Origin of the sequence: Maricaulis sp., assembly GCF_039978735.1 — a bacterium.
Lineage (GTDB): Bacteria > Pseudomonadota > Alphaproteobacteria > Caulobacterales > Maricaulaceae > Maricaulis.
The window spans coordinates 1-24,966 of sequence record NZ_JBDWAS010000026.1; the positions used below are offsets into that span (position 1 = coordinate 1).

Annotated in this window: 26 protein-coding genes and 1 tRNA gene; 19 read left to right on the plus strand and 8 right to left on the minus strand. The window is 65.2% G+C overall.

The annotated features are described in order from the left end of the window. Positions 1-611: 611 nt before the first annotated feature. Complete coding sequence (locus tag ABJO18_RS07230; protein WP_348507980.1) at positions 612-2,132, minus strand: cryptochrome/photolyase family protein; 1,521 nt, start codon at positions 2,130-2,132, stop codon at positions 612-614. A gap of 79 nt (positions 2,133-2,211) precedes the next feature. Between ABJO18_RS07230 and ABJO18_RS07235 the strand changes: the two genes are divergently transcribed. Then, entirely contained in the window at positions 2,212-2,901 is a 690-nt protein-coding gene (locus ABJO18_RS07235) for an SDR family NAD(P)-dependent oxidoreductase (RefSeq protein ID WP_348507981.1), read from the plus strand. Between the two features lie 106 nt (positions 2,902-3,007). On the opposite strand, the gene ABJO18_RS07240 is transcribed toward ABJO18_RS07235, so the two are convergent. Continuing rightward, positions 3,008-3,081 (minus strand) — tRNA-Cys (locus ABJO18_RS07240). Positions 3,082-3,287: 206 nt separating this feature from the next. Here ABJO18_RS07240 and ABJO18_RS07245 point away from each other — a divergent pair. From ABJO18_RS07245 to ABJO18_RS07285, 9 genes are all read left to right on the plus strand, one after another. After that, positions 3,288-3,947 carry a protein-L-isoaspartate O-methyltransferase gene (locus tag ABJO18_RS07245; protein ID WP_348507982.1) on the plus strand — a complete coding sequence of 220 codons (660 nt, stop codon included), beginning with the start codon at positions 3,288-3,290 and terminating at the stop codon, positions 3,945-3,947. Positions 3,948-4,188: 241 nt separating this feature from the next. After that, positions 4,189-5,598 carry a TolC family outer membrane protein gene (locus tag ABJO18_RS07250; RefSeq protein WP_348507983.1) on the plus strand — a complete coding sequence of 470 codons (1,410 nt, stop codon included), beginning with the start codon at positions 4,189-4,191 and terminating at the stop codon, positions 5,596-5,598. A 96-nt stretch (positions 5,599-5,694) separates the two neighbouring features. After that, positions 5,695-6,285 carry a DUF2497 domain-containing protein gene (locus ABJO18_RS07255; protein WP_348507984.1) on the plus strand — a complete coding sequence of 197 codons (591 nt, stop codon included), beginning with the start codon at positions 5,695-5,697 and terminating at the stop codon, positions 6,283-6,285. 308 nt (positions 6,286-6,593) lie between these two features. Beyond that, positions 6,594-9,584, plus strand: coding sequence for a valine--tRNA ligase (locus ABJO18_RS07260; RefSeq protein WP_348507985.1), 2,991 nt, complete (start codon positions 6,594-6,596; stop codon positions 9,582-9,584). Continuing rightward, positions 9,584-10,570 (plus strand): DUF3137 domain-containing protein, encoded by a 987-nt coding sequence (locus ABJO18_RS07265; RefSeq protein ID WP_348507986.1) that lies wholly within the window; start codon positions 9,584-9,586, stop codon positions 10,568-10,570. The genes ABJO18_RS07260 and ABJO18_RS07265 overlap by 1 nt, the downstream gene beginning before the upstream one ends. Before the next feature lie 95 nt (positions 10,571-10,665). Continuing rightward, a complete protein-coding gene (locus ABJO18_RS07270) occupies positions 10,666-10,857 on the plus strand; it encodes a hypothetical protein (protein ID WP_348507987.1) in 192 nt (63 codons plus the stop codon). 92 nt (positions 10,858-10,949) lie between these two features. Next, complete coding sequence (locus ABJO18_RS07275; protein ID WP_348515817.1) at positions 10,950-11,486, plus strand: AraC family transcriptional regulator; 537 nt, start codon at positions 10,950-10,952, stop codon at positions 11,484-11,486. A gap of 137 nt (positions 11,487-11,623) precedes the next feature. After that, complete coding sequence (locus tag ABJO18_RS07280; protein WP_348507989.1) at positions 11,624-12,619, plus strand: hypothetical protein; 996 nt, start codon at positions 11,624-11,626, stop codon at positions 12,617-12,619. 76 nt (positions 12,620-12,695) lie between these two features. After that, positions 12,696-13,409, plus strand: a complete 714-nt coding sequence (locus ABJO18_RS07285; RefSeq protein ID WP_348507990.1) for a hypothetical protein — start codon at positions 12,696-12,698, stop codon at positions 13,407-13,409. Here the strand turns inward: ABJO18_RS07285 and mnmH are convergent. Further along, positions 13,393-14,475, minus strand: coding sequence for a tRNA 2-selenouridine(34) synthase MnmH (mnmH, locus tag ABJO18_RS07290; RefSeq protein ID WP_348515818.1), 1,083 nt, complete (start codon positions 14,473-14,475; stop codon positions 13,393-13,395). The two genes, ABJO18_RS07285 and mnmH, sit on opposite strands and share 17 nt — an antisense overlap. Before the next feature lie 54 nt (positions 14,476-14,529). Between mnmH and selD the strand changes: the two genes are divergently transcribed. After that, positions 14,530-15,579, plus strand: coding sequence for a selenide, water dikinase SelD (gene selD / locus ABJO18_RS07295; protein WP_348506934.1), 1,050 nt, complete (start codon positions 14,530-14,532; stop codon positions 15,577-15,579). Between the two features lie 9 nt (positions 15,580-15,588). Here selD and ABJO18_RS07300 read toward each other — a convergent pair whose 3' ends face one another. The 4 genes from ABJO18_RS07300 to ABJO18_RS07315 all read right to left on the minus strand — a co-directional run bounded on the left by ABJO18_RS07300 (position 15,589) and on the right by ABJO18_RS07315 (position 18,138). Further along, positions 15,589-16,377: an exodeoxyribonuclease III gene (locus ABJO18_RS07300; protein ID WP_348506935.1), complete on the minus strand. Its 789-nt coding sequence runs from the start codon at positions 16,375-16,377 to the stop codon at positions 15,589-15,591. Positions 16,378-16,555: 178 nt separating this feature from the next. Beyond that, positions 16,556-17,236: a nitroreductase gene (locus ABJO18_RS07305; protein WP_348506936.1), complete on the minus strand. Its 681-nt coding sequence runs from the start codon at positions 17,234-17,236 to the stop codon at positions 16,556-16,558. An 82-nt stretch (positions 17,237-17,318) separates the two neighbouring features. Then, entirely contained in the window at positions 17,319-17,672 is a 354-nt protein-coding gene (locus ABJO18_RS07310) for a DUF1428 domain-containing protein (RefSeq protein WP_348506937.1), read from the minus strand. A 34-nt stretch (positions 17,673-17,706) separates the two neighbouring features. Then, entirely contained in the window at positions 17,707-18,138 is a 432-nt protein-coding gene (locus ABJO18_RS07315) for a VOC family protein (RefSeq protein ID WP_348506938.1), read from the minus strand. Positions 18,139-18,278: 140 nt separating this feature from the next. Here ABJO18_RS07315 and ABJO18_RS07320 point away from each other — a divergent pair, with 140 nt between their 5' ends. Next, the gene (locus ABJO18_RS07320; RefSeq protein WP_348506939.1) at positions 18,279-18,896 is read left to right on the plus strand and encodes a winged helix-turn-helix transcriptional regulator; all 618 of its coding nucleotides are present in this window, start codon (positions 18,279-18,281) and stop codon (positions 18,894-18,896) included. Positions 18,897-19,092: 196 nt separating this feature from the next. Here the strand turns inward: ABJO18_RS07320 and erpA are convergent, their stop codons facing one another. Beyond that, on the minus strand, positions 19,093-19,422 hold the full coding sequence (gene erpA / locus ABJO18_RS07325; RefSeq protein WP_291887581.1) for an iron-sulfur cluster insertion protein ErpA: 330 nt from the start codon (positions 19,420-19,422) through the stop codon (positions 19,093-19,095). A gap of 65 nt (positions 19,423-19,487) precedes the next feature. Here erpA and ABJO18_RS07330 point away from each other — a divergent pair, with 65 nt between their 5' ends. From ABJO18_RS07330 to tatB, 7 genes are all read left to right on the plus strand, one after another. After that, on the plus strand, positions 19,488-20,693 hold the full coding sequence (locus ABJO18_RS07330) for a deoxyguanosinetriphosphate triphosphohydrolase (RefSeq protein WP_348506940.1): 1,206 nt from the start codon (positions 19,488-19,490) through the stop codon (positions 20,691-20,693). A gap of 126 nt (positions 20,694-20,819) precedes the next feature. Beyond that, positions 20,820-21,662 (plus strand): SPOR domain-containing protein, encoded by an 843-nt coding sequence (locus ABJO18_RS07335; protein WP_348506941.1) that lies wholly within the window; start codon positions 20,820-20,822, stop codon positions 21,660-21,662. After that, the gene (gene nagZ, locus ABJO18_RS07340; RefSeq protein ID WP_348506942.1) at positions 21,659-22,678 is read left to right on the plus strand and encodes a beta-N-acetylhexosaminidase; all 1,020 of its coding nucleotides are present in this window, start codon (positions 21,659-21,661) and stop codon (positions 22,676-22,678) included. Before ABJO18_RS07335 ends, nagZ begins: the two co-directional genes overlap by 4 nt. 13 nt (positions 22,679-22,691) lie before the next feature. Next, positions 22,692-23,516 (plus strand): ScpA family protein, encoded by an 825-nt coding sequence (locus ABJO18_RS07345; RefSeq protein ID WP_348506943.1) that lies wholly within the window; start codon positions 22,692-22,694, stop codon positions 23,514-23,516. After that, a complete protein-coding gene (gene scpB / locus ABJO18_RS07350; protein WP_348506944.1) occupies positions 23,509-24,315 on the plus strand; it encodes an SMC-Scp complex subunit ScpB in 807 nt (268 codons plus the stop codon). Before ABJO18_RS07345 ends, scpB begins: the two co-directional genes overlap by 8 nt. 67 nt (positions 24,316-24,382) lie before the next feature. Next, the gene (locus ABJO18_RS07355) at positions 24,383-24,598 is read left to right on the plus strand and encodes a twin-arginine translocase TatA/TatE family subunit (protein WP_271185192.1); all 216 of its coding nucleotides are present in this window, start codon (positions 24,383-24,385) and stop codon (positions 24,596-24,598) included. A 3-nt stretch (positions 24,599-24,601) separates the two neighbouring features. Continuing rightward, positions 24,602-24,961, plus strand: a complete 360-nt coding sequence (gene tatB / locus ABJO18_RS07360) for a Sec-independent protein translocase protein TatB (protein WP_348506945.1) — start codon at positions 24,602-24,604, stop codon at positions 24,959-24,961. Positions 24,962-24,966 lie beyond the last annotated feature (5 nt).

Below are 24,966 nucleotides of genomic sequence, written 5' to 3' on the forward strand. Positions count from 1 at the left end.
CCGGTCGAGCTTTTTGCCGGTGTCCCCGCAGATGGCCACGCCGGAGCCTGATGCTGTCACCCACCAGGCGCGGACGAGCTCCGCACGCTCCCGGGCACAAGGGACTGAGCTCATGCCTCCCATCCCGGAAACCGTCTGCGATGGTAAGGGCAATTGAGAGGACGGGGATAAGTTTCCCGACTTCATCCCACCCACCGTCATCCTGACGAAAGTCAGGACCCAGATCGTAAAGGGAGATTTCGGCTAACTGGGCTCGGTCTGATCTGTGGCGATATGCGGGATAAGTGCGCATTCGCGACCACCCGGCCCTGTGAACTGGGCCCTGACTTTCGTCAGGGTGACGGTACTTGGTGGAGCGTTGGTGGCCTTCCTTCCAACCTCCACATTTTTCCCGGACGGAGGCCCGCGGAAGCGGGCTGCAGATCCGGGATCGACCGAAGATCATTCCAAGCGATGAGCTTCCCGTAGATCCCGTCACTTCGCCCGGCCGTCGCCGGGCTTGCAGCCGGGAAAAGCGGGGGGTGTTTGGATGCTTTGGGTGATGATTGCCGCTTCAGCACGCCCTCTCCCCGGTGGGGCCGGGTAGAGGGGGGAGGTCACGGCGATCGACCCTAGAGTGCGTTCAGCACCGCCCTGGCCCGGTCGCGATAGGCCTGGCGCTTTGTCTCGTCCATCCGGTCCCAGTTTCTGTAGACCGGGCCGAGGCGCGGATTGCCGCGCAGGCGGCCGGCATTGCGGTCGAGGAAGTCCCAGTAGAGGGAGTTGAAGGGGCAGGATTTCGGGCCTGTCTTGTCCTTCACGTCGTAGCGGCATCCGGCGCAATAATCCGACATGCGGTCGATATAGGCGCCGCTGGCAGCATAGGGTTTTGAGCCCAGAAGACCGCCATCGGCGAATTGCGACATGCCGATCGTGTTGGGGGCCTCCACCCATTCGAAGGCGTCGATATAGACGGCCAGATACCATTCGTGCAGCGCGTGCGGGTCGATGCCCGCGATCAGGGCGAAGGTGCCGGTGACCATCAGGCGCTGGATGTGGTGGGCATAGGCCTCGCGCCGGGTCTGGCCGATGGCGGCGGCCAGGCAGGCCATGTCCGTCTCGCCGCTCCAGTAGAAGTCCGGCAGGGGGCGGGTGGCCTCGAGTTCATTGTGGCGCACATAATCCGGCCCCTCGCGCCAGTAGATGCCGCGCGCATATTCACGCCAGCCGATGATCTGGCGGATGAAGCCCTCGACGGCGTTGAGCGGAGCCTTGCCTTCCCGCCAGGCGGTTTCGGCGCGGCGGCACACCTCGAGCGGATCGAGCAGGCCGATATTGATGTAGGCCGACAGGACGGAGTGATAGAGGAAGGCCTCGCCTTTCAGCATGGCGTCCTGGTAGTCGCCGAAATCCCTCAGGGCCTTGGCGATGAAATGATCGAGCGCCTTTTCGGCATCGGCCCGGGTCACCGCGAAGCGGAAGGGCCGCAGATCGCCGAACCCGTCCGGGAAGCGGGCCTCCACCAGGTCCAGCACGTCGCGGGTGATCGCGTCGGGCTCGGTGCCGAGGGGGCGCGGCATGAAGAGGTCGCCGCTGGCGGGCTTGCGGTTCTCGCTGTCGAAATTCCAGCGCCCGCCGGCCGGCTTGCCACCCTCCATCAGAAGGCCGGTGCGCTGGCGCATCTCGCGATAGAAATACTCCATGCGCAGCTGTTTGCGCCCGTCGGCCCAGCGGTTGAAATCGTCGCGGGAGCAGATGAAGCGGTCGTCTTCCAGGATGACGACCGGCACGCCGAAGCGCTCTTCCCAGCCCGCCATCTCCTCGCGCAGCCGCCATTCGCCGGGCTCGGTCAGGATGAGGCGCTTGTAGTCGCCCGCCGCTAGCGCATCGGTGACGGCGCTCGCCAGATCGGGGCAGGGCGGGGTCTCGTCGAAGGCGCGGTAGATCACTTGCCGCCCGGCTTCGCGCAGCTCACCGGCGAAATGGCGCATGGCGGAGAAGATGAAGGCGATCTTCTTGCGGTGATGCCAGACGTACTCCGTCTCGGCTGAGACCTCGGCCATCAGGATGTCGGCATCGCCAGGCTGTAGTTGGCGCAGGCTGGGCAGGCCGGGGCTCAGCTGGTCGCCCAGAACAAGGACAAGGTCTTTCATCGTCAATCCGATCCGCTTTCACGGGGGATACGTAGGAGACGGGGAGAAGGACCAGTTAAAGGAGGCGAAAGGTGCAGCCATGACGCAGACGGCGCTGATCATCGGAGCGACAGGCGGGATCGGCCGGGCGCTGGCCGATGCGCTGGAGGCAAGGGGCGTCCACGAGCGCGTGGTGCGGCTGTCGCGCCGCTCGGATCCGGCGGTGGATGTGTGCGACGAAGCCTCGATTGCGCGGGCGGCGGAGTGGCTGGCGGAGGAGGGCGCCGCGCTGCGCCTGGTCATCGATGCGACGGGCTTTCTGCACGATGAGCGGTTCCGGCCCGAACGGGCGCTGGCCGGGATCGATCCGGATCACATGGCGAAGGCGTTTGCGATCAATGCCACCGGACCGGCCCTCCTGATGAAGCATGTCCTGCCGCTCCTGCTGCGCGAGGGCCGCAGCGTGTTCGTCACCCTGTCCGCGCGGGTCGGCTCGATCGGCGATAACCGGCTGGGCGGCTGGCACGCCTATCGCGCGTCCAAGGCCGCGCTGAACCAGCTGGTGCGCGGCGCTGCCATCGAGCTGGGCCGCAAGCGTCGCGAGGCGATCTGTGTGGCACTGCATCCGGGCACGGTGGACACGCCGTTGTCACAGCCCTTCGCCCGGTCCGGCCTCGCCGTGCGATCACCGGATGTGGCGGCAGAGGAGATACTCGCCGTGATCGACGCGCTGACACCGGCCGACAGCGGCGGTTTCTTCGATCACAAGGGGGAGCGGGTGGCGTATTGAGGGGCGTGTCGCGGGCAGCCCTCCTACGCCAAGGCTTCGGAGGGCACCTCTTCGCCCGGGTGCGCGCTGCGGGTGGCTTGCCACCCGAAGCCCGCAGGGCGAAGGGTGGAGGCACCGCCCGGAATCGAACCGGGGTACAAGGATTTGCAGTCCTCTGCGTAGCCACTCCGCCACGGTGCCGCACTTGCGAGCCGGGAGCTATAACCGGAGTGTGCGGGCGGGGCAATGGACCAGTTCACAGCGATCTGCGTTGCGCGCCGCGACGGCGCGGATGCGGCGAATGGCCTCTCGCGCAGCAGGGCGGTTGCCGATCCCTCGCAGGGCAGGATATATCAGCGCACACATGACTGGCCGCAGGCCGATGGGACGGCAGTTCATCCAGGGAGATGCCCGTGAGCGAATTCGAACAGGCGCGCAAGCACATGGTGGACAGCCAGATCCGCCCGGCCGACGTTACCGACCGTCGCCTGATCGCGGCCTTCCTGGACACGCCGCGTCATCTCTTCGTGCCGCGCGCGCGGCGGGCTGCCGCCTATGCCGATGCCCAGGTGGCGACCAGCGAGAACCGTACGATGATGCGGCCGCGCGACCTGGCCAAACTGATCCACGCTGCCCGGATCGAACCGACCGAGCTGGTGCTCGATATCGCCGGCGGCCGCGGCTATTCCACCGCCATCCTGGCGCGCATGGCTGAAACGGTGGTGGGCGTGGAGAATGACGAGGACGGCCTGTCCCGTTCTGCCGGCCTGCTGTCGGACATCGGCGCCGACAATGCCGTGGTGATCGAGGGCGACCCGAAGAAAGGCGTGCCGGGGCAGGGGCCTTACGACGTGATCTTCGTCAATGGTTCGGTCGATATCGTGCCGGATGCCTGGTTCGACCAGCTGGCCAATAGCGGCCGCCTGGCCGTGATCGTGCGCAAGGGCCCGGTGGGCAAGGCGACGATTTTCACCAAGTCCGAAGCGGGCATTGGCGAGCGTATCGTGTTCGACGCCAACGCCACCGTGCTGCCCGGTTTCGAAGCCGAGCCCGGTTTCACCTTCTGATTCCGCACTGACCGGATTCCGTCGCTGCATTTCTGCATGGCCGGATTTCCCTGCCTGTGAAGTCAACAGCTGATGACTTGTGCATGACGAGGGGCTAAAAGTTTGGCAAACATCGTTCACTTTGCTGGACGGGCTTCCTATATGCAGGCGACATTGCGTCGCTGGCCATCCGGCCTGCCGGCGGTATAAGGTTTTCCACGAGGGACGGGCTGGGCCGGTCCGCGCGACAAGGGGTGCGTAGATGACGCGTTCGACACAGGGACCGAAGGGGATTTTCGGGGCTGTACTGGCAGGGAGTGTCTCCCTGATTGCAATGGCCGCACCGGCCTGGGGCCAGTCGCTCGAAGACACCCTGATCATGGCGTATAATTCCAATCCGACGCTGCAGGCCGAACGGGCTTCCCTTCGGGCGATCGACGAGGGGCGTGTGCAGGCGATGGCCGGGCGGCTGCCGACCGTCTCCGCCGACGCGTCCATCTCGCGCCAGCATGTCGAGTCCCAGAGCACTTTCGTGATCGGCGATGACCAGGTGCAGTCGAACAGCACCAGCGACGCGACCCCGAAGAATTACTCCATCACGGCCAGCCAGCTGATTTATGGCGGCGGCCAGGTGAGCGGTGCGATCGACCAGGCGACGGCCCAGATCATGGCCGGCCGCGAATCGCTGCGCTCGGTCGAGCAGACCGTGCTGGTGGATGCTGTCACCGCCTTCATGAATGTGCGCCGCGATTCCCGCGTGGTGGAAATCCGCCGCAATAATGCCGAAGTGCTCGCCCAGCACCTGCAGGCCGCGCGTGACCGGTTCGAGGTCGGCGAGATCACCCGCACCGACGTGGCCCAGGCCGAGGCACGCCTGTCCGGCGCCCAGGCCGAACTGTCCGCCGCCCAGTCGCAGCTCGCTGTCAGCCGTGCCGCCTATGAGCGCGTCACGGGCCAGCCGCCGGCTACGCTGGAAGAACCGCCGGCGCTGCCGGGCATGCCCGACAGCCTCGCCGACGCGGCCGAGTTCGCCTACCAGTCGAGCCCGCAATTGCTGGCGGCCCAGTTCAGCGAGGAATCGGCCCGCCACGCGATCCGCATCGCCCGCTCCAACCTGCGTCCGGAAGTGACGCTGAGCGCCAGCGCGTCGGCGGCCCGCGATTCGAGCTTTTCCGGTGACGAGCGTGATTCGACCTCGGTGACCGGCCGGGTTTCCATCCCGATTTTCACCGGCGGGTTGAATCGTTCGCGTGTGCGCGCGGCCGTCGCCCAGGAAGAACAGGCCCGTCACCAGGTGCGCCAGGCGCGCCGCCAGGTGACCGAGGGCGTGACCAATGCCTGGAGCAATTACGTCACCTCGCTGGCCGTGATCGAGAGCTCGCAACAGGCCGTCCGTGCCAATGAGATCGCCCTCGACGGGGTGGAGCAGGAGGCCTATGTCGGCATCCGGACCACGCTCGATGTGCTTGACGCAGAACAGGAATTGCTGAACTCGCGCCTCACGCTCGTGACGGCGGAGCGGGATTCCTACGTCGCCGGCTATCAATTGCTGCAGGCGATGGGTCTGGTTTCCGCGGAACAGCTCGGCCTGGCGGTCGATGTCTACGATCCCGCAGAACAGGATATGCGCCAGTCACGCTTTCCTAACCTTGACTTAACGCCCTGGGATTAGGCTCTTTCCGGCAGCGATGGACTGGACAGGCAGTGTCCTGGCCGGTTTATTCGCGTTAGAAGAGAATTGAACGAATTTCTTTAGGGACCTGGCGTAATGGCAGAGCAAGCCGAAAACGAACCGTCGATGGAGGAAATCCTCTCCTCGATCCGCCGGATCATCAATGAGGATGACGACGACGCTCCGGCCGAGGCTGAAGCGGCGCCGGAACCGGTGGCCGACGAGCCGAACAGCCAGGACGATGTCGACGCCATGTTCGACGAGGCCGGCGATACCGGCGATGTGCTGGAGCTGACCGACAAGGTCGACGAGCCGGAAGGCGGCACGGATCCCCTGTCCATGGACGATGATCTGATGATCGTCGACCGGGAAGAGGAAGACGAACCGGAAGCCTTTGCCGAACCGGATCCCGAGCCGGAGCCGGAACCCGAGATCGATTTCGACGCGCTGGAAGATGAAGTGTCCGACGGCATCATGTCGGAACCGGCCGCCACGGCTGCGATGGGCTCCTTCCACACGCTGGCGGAAAACATCCGCATCTCCGACGAGGAAGGCCGCACGCTGGAAGGCGTGGTCCGCGCGCTCCTGCGTCCGATGCTGAAGGAATGGCTCGACGCCAACCTGCCGTCCATCGTCGACGAGAAGGTCCAGGCCGAAATCGACCGCGTCGCGCGCCGCCGCCGCTAGGTTCTTGTCGCATACGGATTTGAGAAAGGCGCGTCCTGCGGGGCGCGCCTTTTTCTTTGGCCGCTTTCGCGGCCGCCCCTCACCTTTGATTCCTCTCCCCGGTCGGGGAGAGGGGGAGCGAGACGTTTGCGAAAGCGTCTTCTCCCCGACTGGGGAGAAGGTGGGCAACGCCCGGATGAGGGGCGTGCGGCGTTAGCCGCACCGACAAAGTCTTCCCATCAGCAGCTTGCGGGCTGACTTTCCCGGCCAGATTGCCATAACAGTGCAAAGGCGCCTGTGCGCAGGCCAGTCAGAAACGCGGATCCACGATGGAAAAGACTTTCAACCCTGCCCAAGCCGAGGCCTCGATCTACGAAGCCTGGGAATCGTCCGGCGCCTTCCAGCCGAAGGACGATCCGAACGCGCAGCCTTTCTCGATCGTGATCCCGCCACCCAATGTCACCGGGCGTCTGCATATCGGCCACGCGCTGAACGATACGCTGCAGGACGTGCTGGTGCGTTACAAGCGCATGCTGGGCTGCTCCGTGCTGTGGCAGCCGGGGACCGATCATGCGGGCATCGCCACGCAGATGGTGGTCGAGCGCCAGCTGGCGGCCGAGGGCAATGTGTCCCGCCGCGAGATGGGGCGCGAGGCCTTCCTCAAGCGCGTGTGGGAATGGAAGGAAGAGAGCGGCGGCCAGATCCAGCAGCAGATCCGGCGCCTGGGCGCGTCCTGTGACTGGTCGCGCGAGCGCTTCACCCTGGATGACGGCCTGTCCGAAGCCGTGCTGAAAGTGTTCGTCGAGCTCTACGAGCAGGACCTGATCTATCGCGGCAAGCGGCTGGTGAACTGGGATCCCAAGTTCGAGACCGCCATCTCCGACCTCGAAGTGGAGAATGTCGAAGTCGACGGCCATATGTGGCATTTCAAATATCCGCTGGCCGACGGCAAGACCTATACCTATGTCGAGAAGGATGCGGACGGGAATGTCGTGCTGGAAGAAGAGCGCGACTATATCTCTATCGCCACGACGCGCCCGGAAACCATGCTGGGCGACGGCGCCGTGGCCGTGCATCCGGACGATGAGCGCTACGCATCCATCGTCGGCGCGCTGTGCGAGATTCCGGTCGGGCCGAAGGAACATCGCCGCCTGATCCCGATCATCACCGACGAATATCCCGATCCGGACTTCGGTTCGGGTGCGGTGAAGATCACCGGCGCGCATGATTTCAACGACTACGAAGTCGCCAAGCGGAACAACATCCCGCTCTACCGCCTGATGGACATGCAGGCCGCGATGCGGTCGGACGGCGCACCCTATGCCGAGTGCGCGGCCCGGGCGATGGCCATCGCCAGGGGCGGCGATGTGCCGGGCGAGGCCGAAGTCGATGCGATCAATCTCGTGCCGGAGGAATATCGCGGTCTCGACCGGTTCGAGGCCCGCAAGCGGGTGGTCGAGGCGATCACCGCGGAAGGTCTGGCCGTCACCGTGAAGGATGACGAGGGCAATGACATCCCGCTGGTCGAGAACAAGAAGATCCAGCAGCCCTTCGGCGACCGCTCCCATGTCGTGATCGAGCCGATGCTGACCGACCAGTGGTTCGTGAAGGCGGATGTGCTGGCGAAGGAGGCGATCGCCGCCGTCGAGGACGGGCGCACGACCTTCCATCCGAAGAACTGGGAAAAGACCTATTTCGAATGGATGCGCAACATCCAGCCCTGGTGCGTGTCGCGCCAGCTGTGGTGGGGGCACCGCATTCCGGCCTGGTACGGGCCCAAGCGCATCGAGGTCGATGGTGAACTGGACTGGCTCGCCACGCCGGAAGGGCGCTGGGAGGAAGTCTTCGTTGCACAAAGCGAGGAAGACGCGCTCGAGAAGATCCGGGAGCACTATTACCCGCTGATGCGTGAAGGCTATGAGCTGAAGATATTCAGCTCGCGCGAAGAGGCACAGCGCGAGTATTTCGACAAGGACTCCGACGATGCGATCTGTATCGTCCGCGACGAGGACGTGCTCGACACCTGGTTCTCCTCTGCGCTCTGGCCCTTCTCCACGCTGGGCTGGCCGGAAGATACGAAAGAGCTGGAACGCTTCTATCCGACCTCGGTCCTGGTCACCGCCTTCGACATCATCTTCTTCTGGGTCGCCCGCATGATGATGCAGGGCCTGCACTTCATGAAGGATGAAAACGGCCAGTCCCAGGTGCCCTTCAAGGACGTCTACATCCACGCCCTCGTCCGCGACGAGAAGGGCCAGAAGATGTCCAAGTCCAAGGGCAATGTGATCGACCCGCTGGAGCTGATCGACGAATACGGCGCCGACGCCGTGCGTTTCTCGCTGGCCGCCCAGGCCGGGCAGGGCCGCGATATCCGCATGTCCAAGGAACGCGTTGAGGGCTACCGGAATTTCGGCACCAAGCTGTGGAATGCCGCGCGCTTCTGCGAAATGAACGAGTGCCGCCCGGTGGCCGGTTTCGATCCGAAATCGGTCGAGCAGACGGTCAATAAATGGATCCTGTCCGAGGCTGCCCGGGCGGTCGAGGCGATCAATGCCGGGCTCGACGGCTACCGCTTCAACGAGGCGGCGGCTGCGGCCTATAAATTCGTCTGGAATGTGTTCTGCGACTGGCACCTGGAATTCGCCAAGCCGCTGTTCAACGGCGATGACGAGGCGGCCAAGGCCGAGACCCGGGCGACGACCGCCTATGTGCTCGACCAGGCGCTGAAAATGCTTCACCCCTTCATGCCCTTCGTCACCGAGGCGTTGTGGCAGGAGACGGGCACGCGCGACACCCAGCTGATCGTCGCCGACTGGCCGGTCCTTGAGGGGCTCGACGATGCGGCCGCCACGGCCGAAATGGGCTGGCTGATCGATCTCATCACCGATATCCGCCGCCTGCGGGCCGAGATGAATGTGCCGGCCGGCGCCCAGGTGCCGCTGATCGCCGTCGGGGCCAGCGCCGAAACGCAGGCCCGGCTGGAACGCCATGAAGCGCTGATCAAGCGCATGGCGCGCCTGGCCGATATCGGTGTCTCCGACAGCGTGCCGCCGGCTTCGGCCCAGACCGTGCTGGGCGAGGCGACGCTGGCCCTGCCGCTGGAAGGCGTCATCGATTTCGCGGCCGAGCGCGAGCGCCTCTCCAGGGAGGTGACCAAGCTGGACGGCGAGATCGGCCGGCTGGAGAAGAAGCTGGGCAACGAGAAATTCGTCGCCAACGCGCCGGCCGATGTTGTCGCCGAACAGCGTGAGAAACTGGCGGACTATTCCACGCAGAAAGCCAAGCTGGCCGAGGCGCTGGAGCGCCTGCAGGAGGCCTGATGGACCAGCGCTGGGACGATCTGTGGACGAATACGCTCAAACCCTGGCTCGACGAGCTGGAGATCGAGCGCAAGAAGGCATTGCGTCACCGGCTCTACTGCCTGGCCGGCGGGTTTGCCGCCGGCTTTGCGGTCGGTGGGTTGCTGTATCTGTGGGCCGGCGATGGGGTGTTCTTCTTCTTCGGCCTGTTCGTCAGCACGGTGATCGGCGGCGTTGTCGGCAATCAGCGTGTGGCCCGTCTGGCCAAGCAGGTGAAGACAAGGCTCAATACCGCCGTCGCCGAGGCGCTGGACCTGTCCTACATGGAAAAGCCGGCCGAGCCGGCGCGGTTCCAGACCCTGCGCGATTACGACCTGCTGCCATCCTATAACCGCCGCCACTTCGAGGATTATTTCTCCGGTGAACGGCAGGGATGCGATTTTGAACTCTACGAAGCGCATCTGGAGCAGCGCCGCCGGTCCAACAAGCGCACTTACTACGTCACTGTCTTTCGCGGCGTGATTATCCGCATCACCTTCCCGCGCAAGGTGGAAGGCGTGACCGTGATCACCCGTGACAATGGCTGGTTCAACGGCCTCGCCGCGCTGGGCCGGTCGATGGGCGGGCACGACCTCAAGCGGATCGGTCTGGTCGATCCCAAGTTCGAGCGGATTTTCGAGGTCTATGGCGACGATCAAGTGCTGGCGCGCTACATGCTCACCCCGTCCTTCATGGAACGCCTGTTGAAGCTGGAAGAAGACCTGCGCGGCAAGCGCGTGCGCGCCATGTTCGACGCGCACAGCGGCGAGGGCGAGCTGTTGATCGCGGCCGAGACGGGCAATCTGTTCGAGATCGGCTCGATGAGCAAACCGCTCGCCGACCAGTCGCGCGTACAGGCCCTGGTGGGTGAACTGACCCAGGTGCTCGGCCTGATCGACCTCCTGGTCCGCCCAGCCAGCGCAGGCGAGACGAGCCTGGTGGAAGACACCTCCGGGTCTCAATCCTGAGATCAGTATTGCCGGAAATAACGCCCAGGTAACAGAAATATTTCAAAACAACCTAAAATAGTCTAGCCTGCCCCCGCGCAACAGGGAGGGGGCTCATGACTGTCCCGCAGGAGTCTGCGTGCCGCGACCGCGGGGAGGGGGATGATTTCATCTTGCTGGTGGCCCTGGATGCCGGCTGGGCGAAGGAATTGCGTGCCCGCATTGACGCCGTTCCGGCCGGGCCGGTTCTGAACGCGGGCTGGGCCGCCGCTCATGTCCTGCTGCGCGAAAAAAAATCCACACGGTGATCACGCGTTTCCGGTCGGGGCTGACCGACCGGTCGGCGAACTTTCTCACGCTGTCCCGGTATTGCCTGTCCCGTCAGGTGCCCTTGCTTGCCGTGTTTGCCGATGCCGATCACGGCAAGGCCGGCCTCTTCAGCGCCGGTTTTGCGGACTATATCAGCTACCCCTTCATCGCGCCGGAGATCAAGCGCCGGCTGGCGGCCTGCCACCGAAGCCCAGCCGTTCACAAGCGGTCGGGCCTGGCGGAGCAACCCGCTGAAGACTTGCGCGGAGAGACGGGTTCCGGACTGCCGCCGCAGCGGATGCAGGATCTGGTCGACCGGGCCTGCGACCGGCTGCTGGCCGATATCCAGGCACCCCTCACGCTCGGAGAGCTGGCGCATGCGCTCGGCACAAATCGCAACTTGCTCACACGCGCGTTCAACCAGGTTCTGGGCTGCACGACCTTCCAGTGGTTACGCGGCCAGCGTCTGGCGCGCGCAGCCGAGCTATTGCGGCACACCGATCTTTCCATCCAGGTCATTGCCTTCGATGTGGGCTATGGCGAGCCAGCGAATTTCGCGACGGCTTTCCGCCGGACCTATGGGTGCTCTCCGCGCCAGTACCGCCGGATTGTGCGTTCTTCAAAATAATCCGTGACGCACGCAAAGGTTGGGTCATGAAGGTGTTTCTAACCTTCGCGGGCATGCCGAGGGCTGCGTAGGGGTGGCCGCTATCAGGCGAGAAGCGCTGTCGGGACGCCCCTTCTTCACGGACCAAGGAGACCAAGATGGCGACCTATTATTTTGAACGCGATACCGGAACGCTGAATGCCGGGCGGGTGCGCGAGATCATCGTCCAGGCCGGCAAGGACACCGGTTCACCGTCGGACTACAACCCCGAGAACTACTCCTATAGCGAGGAAAGCTCGAAGAAGGTCACGGCGAAAGGGCCGGAGACGATGAAGGTGAACAAGCTGGAAAAGGCGGCGACCGAGCTGGGCTTCAAGACCACCAGCGTCACCGTTGTCGAAGGGCTCGACGCTGACCGGCATCCCCTGGCGGCGTCTGCCGAGGCGCTGGCGGCGACCGATTACGGCGTCCAGATCACGATGGACCAGGCCACGGTGACGGCCCTGGCCAGCGGGAATTACTCGCTCTACGGCTTCAAGGCGGTGCAGACGACGGTCGGCGGCGGCATGCCGCTGGTCTGGTTCAAGTCGACCTCCTACGGCCTGACCACGGACGTGAACTGGCAGATCCAGTTCGAGGCCTATACCTCGCAGTCCCAGATCATTCCGGGCGGGCAGATCACCGGCCTCAACTCCTATCCGGCGACGCTGGGCCAGCAGCTGGTGGTCGACTCGCCCCAGGGCACCGGTACCATCCAGCAGGGCACGCCGGGCAATATCGCGGTGATGAACCAGACCTCGAACCCGTTCACCTGCGGCATTTCCGAAGTCGTCAACGGGACGGCGGAGCCGCTGTGTGCCTTCCCGCTCTACGGCAACGGGCTGGATGCGATGGTGCCGATCGAGAAGGTGATGCTGACCTTCGCCACCAAGCAGGTGAATACCGGCACGGTGATCGAACGCGCCTACAGCCAGAGCATTCTGGTCGACCTGACCTCGGCGACCCAGCGCGCCGTGTCCTTCGATATCAACAAGGGCTGGTCGTGGGGTGGCTATGGCTGGGGCCAGGCGATCCCGGCCAATCAGAATGTCGTGCCGATCCTGATCGAGGACGGTGCGAGCTATCGCAGCGGCGCCCGCACCCTTCTCGGGTAGCGCCCTTGCGCGGACCGTTGCGGCTCCCCCCGCCGCAACGGTCCCGCCTGCCCTTGCGCCAGGAGGAAAGCACGCGATGGCCGCTTCTGCCCCCGGACCTGTTGTCATTACACTGGACAGCGCGACCCAGACGGCGCTGACGAATGGCGGCTACGCGCTTTATGCAAGCTGCGCCGTGAAGATCGACAATGCGGCCGCCCTGCCGACGATCTGGCATGTCGAACGGGTGCTGACGCAGACGATCTCGCTGGCGCTCGCGACCGATGTCGAGGCCTATACCTCGACGTCGGCAATCGCGGCGGGAAAGACGATATCGGTCGGCAACAGTACGGCGATCGATCTGGGCCAGACCTGGCAGGTCGGCGCGGGAGGAAGCGGGCCGGTCAAGGAGGCGGGGCCTGCCGACAAGATGACGGTGGAGAACACGTCGAAAACCCCCTTTACCGCGGGGCTCTCGCGGTGCGTCGACGGCAATACGGATTTCACACCGGTCTTCGCGGCGCCGCTCTACGGGCTGCAGTCGAATGGCGCAGCGCCCGTTTCCCAGATCGTGCTGCAGTTCTCGACGGCGCGGGAGGCGGCTGGCTCTGTCATGTCGCTCTCGACCGCGCGGACGCAGGCTCATGCCCAGATCAGTGCGGGGCAATACCTGTCCGTCCAGCTGGCAGACGGAGCCTCGCGGCAGGTCGGTTTCGATATCAATACGGGCTGGAGCTGGGGCGATTATACGTGGGGCCAGGTGCTCAACGGACAAGCCGCAGTCCTCAACGCGCTCATCCAGCCTGAATAGGCCGCGGCATTCCGGCGGCCATCGAGACGATCCGCCGGGCCGCTGCGGCGATCCCGTCTTCATCCAGACGCGGGATCTCGAGGGTATGACCGCCGCCGCGTTGTGTCCCGCGCTTGCGGGCACGGTTATAGGCGGGGTCGTAGTGCTGCGTGATCAGCGCCCGGGCGAGCGCGTGCCAGTCGCCGGCGTCTGCGAGCGCCCGCCATTCGGCGATGCGGGTCTTGGCGTGGAAGGGTTTGAGGCCTTCGAAGGCCGCCTCCAGCTTGTCCGCATCCGCCAGAAGGTCGGGATAGGCCTCGACGAGATAGCGGGCGCGTTCGTCGACCGGAACGGTGACCGTGATGCGCGGCGCGGCCTGCATGGCGTCCCACAGGCGCGGCGGAACGCGGCGGTGCCCGACCTGGCGTGACTCGGCCTCCACGAAGACCGGGCGCGACGGGTCCATCCGGCGCAGCTGGTCGTGCAGGGCGGTTTCGAAGGCCTTCTGACCGGGCTGGGGCGTGCCGGCGAAATCGCCGAAGATCGAGCCGCGATGATGGGCCAGGCCTTCCAGATCGATCACCTGTTCGCCCCGGGCAGCGAGCGCGTGCAGCAGGGCGGTCTTGCCGGTCCCCGTCTGGCCGTCGATCAACACGACGTGCGGGGCATTGCCGGTCTCCAGCGCCGCGACGACCTTGCGCCGCCAGGTGCGATAACCGCCCTCGATCAGCGTCGCCTTCCAGCCCACCGAAGCGAGCACCAGTCCCATGGATTGCGACCGCATCCCGCCGCGCCAGCAATAGATCAGCGGTTTGAAGTCTCTGGGCCTGTCTGCCAGCGCCGTCTCCAGGTGCCGGGCGATATTGCGCGAGACCAGCGCGGCCCCCATGCGCCGTGCCTCGAAGGCGGAGACCTGGGTGTAGTGCGTGCCGACGCGGGCGCGCTCGGCATCGTCCAGGACCGGCAGGTTGATGGCGCCGGGCAGGTGGTCTTCGGCAAACTCGGACGGGGAGCGCACATCGATGATGACATCGAAGCGTTCCAATTCCTCCGCCGATAGGTCATCTGTGTAGGCAAGGCGCGGCATGTGGCGTCGATCCCCTGTTCGGGGTCCAGACTAGCGAAAACGGAGCGGTACGGGATGACGGATGACACACAGGCAGTGCGGCTGACATCGCTGGCGCATGGCGGCGGCTGCGGCTGCAAGCTCGATCCGGCCGTCCTGACGGATATTCTGGGCGCTCCGTCGGGGTTTCCCATGCCGAAGGATTTGCTGGTCGACGCCGCCACGCGCGACGATGCCGCGGTCTGGCGGATCAATGACGAGACCGCCCTCGTGGCGACGACCGACTTCTTCACCCCGATCGTCGACGACCCGTTCGACTTCGGCCGTATCGCCGCGACCAATGCGCTGTCGGACGTCTATGCCATGGGCGCGACGCCGATCTTCTGCCTCGCCATTGTCGGCATGCCTGTGAATGCGCTGCCGCGCGAGACCGTGCGCCTGATCCTGGAGGGCGGCCGCTCGGTCGCCGAGGCTGCGGGCGCGCCGGTCGCCGGCGGTCATTCCATCGATGCGGCCGAACCGATCTACGGTCTCGTGGCGCTGGGCCTTGTGCATCCTGACCGCCTGCTGGCGAATGCAAGAGCGAAGGCCGGCGATGTCCTCATCCTCGGAAAGCCCCTTGGGATCGGCATCTATTCGGCGGCTTTGAAGCGCGGCCAGCTGGGCGATGACGCCTATGCCCAGATGATTGCCTCGACCACGCGGCTCAATACGCCAGGCGCAGCGCTGTCCGGCATGCCCGGTGTCCATGCCGCTACGGATGTCACCGGGTTCGGCCTGCTGGGGCATCTGACGGAGATGGCCCAGGGCAGCGGCCTTCGGGCGGTCGTGGAGTGGGATCGCGTGCCGGTGTTTGACGCGGCCCGCAAGCTGGCGGGCGAGGGGATCAAGACCGGAGCATCCGGACGCAACTGGACTGCTGTAGCAGACAGTGTGACGCTCGCGCCCCGTCTTGGCGAGGTGGAGCGCGCCCTGCTGTGCGACCCGCAGACCAGCGGCGGGCTGCTGGTCTCCTGTGCTCCGGACAGCGTCGATGCCGTGCTGGAGGTGTTCCGCCAGCACGGTCATACGGATGCCACTGTGATCGGTGCGATGGAGGCAGGTGCCGGGGTCGGCGTGGACTGAGGGACGGGCCTACAGCGCGAAACTGCCGACGATCGGGATGTGGTCGGAGGCCTTTTCCTTGCCGCGCGTCTTGGTGTGGATTTCCACGCCTTCCAGCCGGTCGGCGGCCTGCGGCGAGCACAGGAGATGGTCGATCCGGATGCCGTGACCCTTCTGCCAGCGGCCCGCCTGGTAATCGTAGAATGTGTATTGGTGGCCGCGCCCGTCGACCTGTTCGAAGGCTTCGGTGAAGCCGAGCCATTTCAGGGCGCGGAAGGCGGCGCGCGTGTCCGGCAGGGCGAGGGCGTCGTCGGCCCAGACGGCCGGATCCCAGCAATCGCTGTCGCGCGGGATACAGTTGTAATCGCCCGCCAGGATCAGCGGTTCTTCGAAGGCGAGCAGCTTTTGCGCATGGCGGCGCAGGCGCTCCATCCAGGCCAGCTTGTAGTCGTATTTCGGACCGGGCGCCGGATTGCCGTTGGGCAGGTAGATGGAGGCGACACGCACCGGGCCGCTCTCGGCGGAAATCACCGCTTCCAGATAGCGCGCCTGGTCGTCATCGTCATCGCCGGGCAGGCGGGGCAGTGCTTCCTCTATCGGGAATTTCGACAGGATCGCGACGCCGTTATAGGTCTTCTGGCCATGGGTTTCGACATTATAGCCGAGCGCCTCGATCTCCTCGCGCGGGAAGCCCTCGTCGACCGTCTTGATCTCCTGGAGGCAGACCACGTCGGGCGCGGCCTCCCTGAGCCAGTCCAGCACGTTCGGCAGGCGCGCCTTGATCGAATTGACGTTCCAGGAAGCAACGGTCAGGGTCATGGCAATATCGGCCCTTCTTGACGGTGTGCGGGCAGCTTAAGCCGTTTCGCCGGAGAGGAAAGCGGGGAGGACTGCGGATCCTGACATCGCCGGTGGATCAAGCGGTCGCGCTGGTCGGCCTTCTGGGCTGGTTTGCCGTGCTCGCAGCCTTTTGCGGCGGCCAGTTCGACTGCCGGGTCTAGAAACCCTCGAACCGTGCGAACTCGTCGACGCCCGCCCGTGCCGTGCGCGTCGTGTTGATCGGCGCGTCCGGGTCGGCATGGCCCAGGGCGATGCCGCAGAACAGGGTGTAGTCGTCGCCGATGCCCACCGCGCCTTTGACGGCTTTCGGGAAGGCCGCCCAGAATTCCTGGCAACAGGTGGCAAGACCGGCCTCTTCGGCAGCGAGCACGAAGGACTGGATGAACATGCCGCAATCGGACCACTGGCCGGGCTGCATGGAATTGTGCAGCGAGACGAAGAGGCCGACCGGCGCGCCGAAAAACTCGAAATTGCGGGCGAACTGAATCAGCCGCCCGGTCTTGTCCTCGCGGTCGATGCCGATCGAGGCATACATCGCCTCACCACAGGCAAAACGGCGCGAATACCAGGGTTCCTCCAGAGGTTTGGGGTAGACGCGGTATTCCAGCTCCGGCTCGCCCTTGAAGTGCTCGGCCTGGCTGGCCTTCACCGCGTCGATGACACGCTGGCGGGCCTCGCCGGCGACGACATGGACCTGCCAGGGCTGGAGATTGCCGCCGGACGGGGCGCGGCTGGCCAGTTCCAGGAGGCTGCGGACCTGATCCTCGCTGACCGGGGTGTCGAGAAAAGCGCGCGTGGAGATGCGCTGTCTGAGCGCATCGGAAACGGAAAGCGTCATGGGGACCAACCTGATATCTGTTTGTCCCGAGACTAGAGGTCCGGCGCGCGAACCGGAAGCCGGTCGCGCGCCGGGATCGGTATCAGGCCTCGAATACCGGCACGAAGCCGCCGAAGATCATGCGGCGGCCGTCGAACGGCATGGGATTGGTCTCCGGACTGAAGGCCGGGTCTTCCATCATGGCCTGGAAGGCCGTGTCGGCGGCCTCTTTCGAGGGCCAGACGATCCAGGAAAACACGACGGTCTCGTCGTCCTTCAGTTTCACGGCCATGGGGAAGGACGTGGTTTCTCCGTCCGGCACGTCATCGCCCCAGCCCTCCATGATGCTCAGGGCGCCGTGCTTCTTGAAGTGCTCGGCCGCCTGGCGGGCGTGATCCAGAAATGCTTGCCGGTTGGCGGTCGGGACAGGGGCGACCATGCCGCTGATATAAGTCATGAATGTATTTCTCCAGGGTTGATTGAAAGGATTGTCAGGCGTCGGCCATTTCCTGGCCGGCTTTCATGGCGGCCTCGACGTCCATCCAGGCCAGCTCCCAGATGTGCCCGTCGGGATCGGCAAAGCTGCGCCCGTACATGAAGCCGTATTCCTGCGGCGGGCAGGGATCGACCCGGCCACCTGCCTCGCCCGCCTTCCCGGCGGTCTCGTCGACATGGTTGCGGCTCTCGCGCGACAGGCAGTTGAGCACCTGCGCCGACGTGTGGGCATCCACGATCTTGCGGTCGGTGAACTGGCTGAAGCGTTCGTGCGTCAGCAGCATCACGCTGATCGTGTCCGAGAAGTTCATCATGGCGGCACTGTCGTCGCAGAAGCGCTCGTCCTTCACGGCGCCGACGGCTTGGTAAAAGGCAATCGACCGCTCAAGATCGGTGACGGGCAGGTTGACGAAAATCATCTGCGGCATAGGGGTTCCTCCGGTGTTGGTCTTGGCGATCCTGCCGAACTGAATTATAAAAAGCAACTATGAAGTCACAAAAAATAACTAACTCGGAATTCCGAGGGCCTCCGAAGCGGTATGACGATGCCTGTGCAGCCGCGCATGCCATGGAGATTCTGGGGGAACGCTGGGCGCTGCTGGTCGTGCGCGAGCTGCACACCGGGCCGAAGCGCTTCACGGATATTCGCACTGCCTTGCCCGGTATCAGTGCCAACATTCTCACGCAGAGGCTGGAAGGTCTGGAAGGCGCAGGCGTGGTCCAACGCCGCGAACTGCCGCCGCCTGCTGCGGTGAGGGTGTATGAACTGACGGAGTGGGGGGCTGAGAGCGGCCCGATCTTCGAAGTGCTTGGCCGCTGGGCGGCGCGCTCACCCTGGAATACCGGAACATGCTTCAGCGCCGCGTCCTTCATGCTGTCGCTGCGCACCATGTTCAGCGCCGACCAGGCCGGAGATCTCGCCGCCACGATCGATTTCCGGATCGGCGTGACCCGGCTGACCTGCCGCATCGCGGAGGGTGAGCTGACGATAAATCCGGGGGAGAGTGCAACGCCCGATCTTGTTCTCACCGGTTCCGGCGAAGCGCTGGCCGGCCTGATATATGGCGGTGTACCGCTGGCCGCACTGGAGGCTGATCGCGTGATCGAGGTGGAGGGCGACAGGGCGCTGGCGGAACGCCTGCCGGGCCTCTTCCCGCTGCCGGATGTGGCGCCGAAGCCGGGCTGATCCTGCTGTTGGCAGTAAAACACCCGTCATCCCACGGTCCCTGCGTCAGCAGGGATCCGGGGGACCTCAGCTCGCCGGTTCGAGGAAAGTCACCCACTTGCATGCGCCGCCATCAGGGTAGCGGAGGTCCCCCGGACAAGCCGGGGGATGACGGTGCTGTATGGGCTGGGGGTGAGATTGGCGGCAGGCGCCGCAATCAGATCGAAAAGCTCGTCCCGCAGCCGCAGGCGGCGGTGGCGTTCGGGTTGTGGATCTTGAAGGCGGCGCCGATCAGCTCGTCGACATAATCGATCTCCGAACCCTCCAGGAAGGGCAGGGAGGCTTCGTCGATCACGACTTTCGCGCCGTCACGTTCGATCAGCTGATCGTCCTCGCGGACATCGGCATCGAGGGCGAATGTGTAGGAAAATCCCGAGCAGCCGCCGCCTTCCACGCCCACGCGCAGCAGCGTTCCCGCCGTCTGGCCGGCGAGGATGGTGTTGATCTGTTTGGCCGCGGAGGCCGAGAGGGTCACATTGGCTGTCATGGCAAAACCCGTTGGGGCATTCAGTTTCGCAACGTCATACCGTATATGGACCGCCAAGTGCGCCGATGAAAGGCCCCGATATGACGATTGCGGCGACCGACCGAAGCCGAGCCTCCTTTGCCTGCCACCCGTCGCGATCCCGCGGCCGCCGGTTCGACCAGCCCGACAGCGCCATGCGCAACGCCTTCCAGCGCGATCGCGACCGCATCATTCACTCGGCCGCTTTCCGCCGCCTGAAGGAAAAGACCCAGGTCTTCGTGGCCCATGAGGGCGACCAGTATCGCACCCGTCTGACCCACTCCCTGGAAGTCTCCCAGATCGCCCGCACCCTGGCGCGCACGCTGGGCGCCGACGAGGATCTCGCCGAGGCGCTGGCCCTGGCGCACGATCTGGGCCATCCGCCTTTCGGTCATGAGGGCGAGCGCGTGCTGGCCCAGCGCATGAAGGATTATGGCGGGTTCGACCACAACGCCCAGACCCTGCGCGTGGTGACCAAGCTGGAGGTGCGCTATCCGCAGTTCGAGGGGCTGAACCTGACCTGGGAAACCCTGGAAGGTGTGGTCAAGCATAACGGGCCGCTACTCACCGAGGCCTCGGGCGAGGACGACCTGGCCTGGGCCTTCACCGATTATGACGGCTGGCGCGAGCTGGAACTCGACACGCATGCCGGCTTGGAAGCCCAGATCGCGGCCTTGTCCGACGATATCGCCTACAATAATCACGATATCGATGACGGTCTGCGCTCGGGCCTTCTGCAGCTGGAGCCCCTGCTGGAACTGCCGCTGGTCGGCGAGATTTTCCGCCGCGTCGAGAAGCGCTGGCCCGGCCAGCCGCGCACGATTGTCATCCACGAAGCGGTGCGCGATCTCATTGGCGTGATGGTGGGGGATGTGCTGGAGGAAACGCGCCGGCGGCTGGATGCGGCCCGGCCGGAGACGGCCGAGGATCTGCGCCGGCTCGATCAGCCGGTCGTCGCCTTCTCCGAGGAGATGGTGCTGCACCTGGCCGCGCTGCGCCGCCATCTCTTTGCCCACATGTACCGGCATTACAAGGTGAACCGGATGATGAGCCAGGCCGGACGCGTGATGCGCGATCTGTTCGACTTGTATCTCAACGATCCCGGCGTGCTGCCGACCGATGTTCAGGCGGGGATGCAGGGCGCCGGTACGGCCGAGTCGGCGCGTCATGTCTGCGACTACATCGCCGGCATGACCGACCGGTTCGCCGTTGAGGAACACCGCCGCCTGTTCACGGTTCAGGGATATTTCTGAGCCAGGCTGCCGGATGTGGCCGCACCGGGCTGCACCGGCGCATGAATTGCGGCGCCATCCGGTGCTATCGTTTTTCGCGCGGGAAGCGATTCGCTTGCCGCAGGAGCTGTGAGACGCCAGAGCACGATGACCGACAAGGATGATGACAGCCGCATCGGCGCCTATGCCCCGCCGGCGGACGAGTTCTCCACTTTCGATGCGCGCGAGGAAGACGCGCGCCGCGGCCCGTTGCTGCTGACGGCGGCGCTGGCGGTTTTCATCCTGTTTCTCGGTGTCGTCTGGAGCGCCTATAATCAGGGCCTGCGCGAGAGCGGCCGTGATGGCGCACCGCGTCTTGTTCCCAATGAGGAACCCTATCGCGAGCGCCCGGCCGATCCGGGCGGCGAGGAGACGCCCGATACGGATCTGGAAGTCTATGATCGCCTGACCGGCGACAGCGATGAGGGTGACGGTCCGGTCTCCCTGCGCCCGGCGCCGGAAGAGCCGATCGAGGACAGCCGTCCGGCCCTGCGGGTCGAGACGGTCGATGCCGACGAGACCGGCGAGGACGTTACGCCGCGCCAGGCGCCTGAGCGTCCGGCCGAGACGCAGGAAACAACACCGGCGCAGAGCGAGCCGGAGCCCGAGCCTGCTCCGCGCGATCCGGAACCCGAACCCGCTCCGGCGGAAACCCGCCCAGACCCCGCACCGGCTCAGACGGCCCCTGCGGTGAACCGCAATGGCGACTGGGTGGTCCAGATTGCCGCCTTCCGCAGCGAAGCCGACGCCGAAGCGGCCTGGGTCGCCTTCCGCACGCGCTTCTCCGACATTGCCTCCGGCCTGGCACCGGATGTGGCGCAGGTCGAGATTCCCAATCGCGGCACCTATCACCGCCTGCGCATCGCGGCCTTCGAGACGCGCGATGACGCGGTCGGCTTCTGCTCGACCCTGCAGGGCCGCGGCCAGGATTGCCTGGTGGCGCGCCGATGAGCGGCGTGTCCTCGGCGATCTATGGCCTGGCCGGCCTGACGCTCGATCCGGAAGAAAAAGCCTTCTTTCGCGATGCCGATCCCTGGGGCTTCATCCTGTTTGCCCGCAATGTCGAAGGCGTGCGCCAGCTCTCCCGGCTGACGCTGGAGCTGCGCGATTGCGTCGGCCGGGATGTCCCGATCCTGATCGACCAGGAAGGCGGGCGCGTGGCGCGTCTCAAGCCACCGACCTGGCGGGCTGCACCGGCCGCCCAGCGTTTTGCCGATCTCTATCTGAAGGACGAGGAAGCGGCGATCGAGGCAACACGGCTCAATCATCGCCTGCTCGCGCACGAGCTGCGTGCGGTCGGGATCGATGTCGACTGCGCCCCTGTCGCCGATCTGCGGATCAAGGGCGCCGACGCGATTATCGGCGATCGCGCCTTCGGGACCACGCCGGAGCCCATCGCCCATCTCGGACGCGCCGCCATGGAAGGGCTGATGGCCGGCGGTGTCGCTCCGATCGTCAAGCACATTCCCGGTCACGGCCGGGCGAAGGCTGACAGTCATCTGGAATTGCCCGTCGTGCCGGAAGAGCACGGCCTGCTGTCGGAGACCGATTTTGCGCCCTTCAAGGCCCTGAACGATGCGCCGATGGCGATGACGGCCCACATCGTCTACGCCGATATCGATGACAGCGCCCCGGCGACCCAGTCGCGGGATGTCGTGGAAAAGGTGATCCGCGGCGAGATCGGTTTTGACGGTCTCCTGATGACCGACGATCTGTCCATGAAGGCGCTGGAGGGGACATTCCGCGAGCGTGGCGAGCGGTCCTTGAAGGCCGGATGTGATATGCTGCTCCATTGCAATGGCGACATGTCGGAGATGAAGGCTGTCGCTGAAGGGGCCGCAAGGCTGGACGGCAAACGCCTGGAACGGGCCGATGCCGCTGCCGCGGTGCGCGGGACGATCGAAGAATTCGACCCGCAGGACGCCGAATCGCGGCTGAATGCCTTGCTTGAACCTGTCACAGGCTAGCGGGGCGGCTCACGTGTCGGAGCGAAACTTGATCGAGGAGTTCGAGGAGGACGTCCGGTTTGAAGCCGCCGAAGAGGCGGAAGCCGATGCCCTGATCGTCGATCTGGACGGTTTCGAAGGTCCGCTCCACCTGCTCCTGGCCCTGGCCCGCAAGCGCAAGGTCGATCTGGCCCGGATCTCGATCCTGGAACTGGCCGAACAATATCTACAATTCATGGAAGCGGCACGCCGCCGCCGGCTCGACCTGGCCGCCGACTATCTGGTGATGGCGGCCTGGCTGGCCTTCCTGAAATCGAAAATGCTGCTGCCCAAGCCGAAGAAGGATGAGGACGAGGCGCCGGCCGAGGTGATGGCCGCGGCGCTGGCCTTCCGTCTGCGGCGCCTGGAAGCCATGCGCGCCGCTGGCGAGGCCCTGTTCGCCCAGCCGCTTTTGCACACGGATGTGCATCCCGGGGGCCAGCCTGACGGTGTCCGCTCGACCCGCTCGGTGATCTACGAGGCCGACCTGCACGACCTCCTCTCTGCCTATTCGCGCCGCCGGATCCGGCAGGCGCGCTCCTCCTACCGGCCGCCATCGCCACGGGTCTACCAGCTCGATGCGGCCCGCCAGCGGCTGGACAAGCTGATGCCGGAAATCCGCGACTGGCGCGATCTGGATACCCTGTTGCCGGATATGGGGGAATTGGGCGCCAATCCACCGCCTCTGCGCTCCGTGCGGGCCAGCTCGATGCTGGCCGCCCTTGAAATCACCAAGGAAGGCCATGCACGATTGCGTCAGCGCGAGGCCTATGCCCCGCTCTACGTTCGGGCGGCCGGGGACAACGCAGAGCATGACTGACGACGAAGACGGCAAGACGAGCGACGCGATTTCCGATGCGATCGCGGCGCTGCGCGAGCGCGCGGACCGGCAGGGTCCGTCCGTGCTGGCGGATGACGAGGCCTCCAAGGCGCTGGGCGTGCATCTGGCCGTGAATACCGAGCGCCAGAATCTGCGCATTCTCGAAGCCCTTCTGTTCGCCGCCAACGAGCCGCTGGACGAAGAGACCCTGATCGGGCGCCTGCCGCTCGAGGCGAATGTCCAGGTGCTGCTGGCAACGCTGGCCGCCGAGTATGAGGAACGCGGTGTGCGTCTGACGGAAGTCGGCGGGCGCTGGCGTTTCGAAACGGCGCCGGACCTTGCCGACGTGCTCACAGAAGTCCGCCAGGAACCGCGCAAGCTGTCCCAGGCGGCGCTGGAGACCCTGTCGATCATCGCCTATCACCAGCCGGTGACGCGGGCCGAGATCGAGGAGATCCGCGGTGTGGCGGTCTCCAAGGGCACGCTGGACCTCCTGTTTGAGCTGCGCTGGATCCGGCCGCGCGGCCGCCGCCGCACGCCGGGCCGTCCGATTACCTACGGCACGACGTCACAGTTTCTCGAATATTTCTCGCTGTCGACGATCGGTGATCTGCCCGGCATGGCCGACCTCAAGGCCGCCGGCCTGCTCGATGCGCGCCTTCCGCCCGATTTCACCGTGCCCGATCCGTCACGCGTCGAACAACCCGAATTGATCGAGGACCCGCTGGACGACGAGGAAATTCACGCCTTCCATGTCGACTTCATGGAAAGTGACGACGATCCGGACGGCGCCGCCTGAGGCCGGGATTGGACGCAGCGCAGCAAACGCAGTAGATCAGAACGAGTTCTTCAAGTCGGAGGGGCATATGGCTCCGGGTATGTGGCAAATCCTGCTGGTCGTCCTGCTCGCCGTTCTGCTGTTTGGCGGGCGCGGCAAGATCGCTTCCGTAATGGGTGATTTCGCCAAGGGTATCACGAGTTTCCGCAAGGGCCTCAAGGATGAGGACGACAGCCAGTCGGCCTCGAACGAGGCGTCCGCGCTCGGCAGCGAAACCCGCGACGACGAAAAGACCGGGAGCTAGGCGATGAGCCCCGGCATCGGCATGCCGGAACTGATGGTGGTTCTGGTCCTGGCGCTTGTTGTCGTCGGGCCGCAGCAGCTGCCTGTCATGATGCGCAAGGTCGGTCAGATGATGGCCCAGATGCGCGCCATGGCGAAGGACTTCCAGAACTCCTTCGAGGAAATCGGTCGCGAGACCGAGCTCGCCGAGCTGCGCAAGGAAATCGAGGCCCTGAAAAAGTCCAACCCGGTCGAGGAAGTCCGCGGCGAGGTCGACAAGGTCGCCTATGAAGCCCGCTTCGGTGATGACGAGGTGCGCCGGCAGAAGATTGCCGCTGCGCAGCCGGACAAGCCGGCCAGCCTGCCGGAACGGGGTGACGGTTAGCCGCC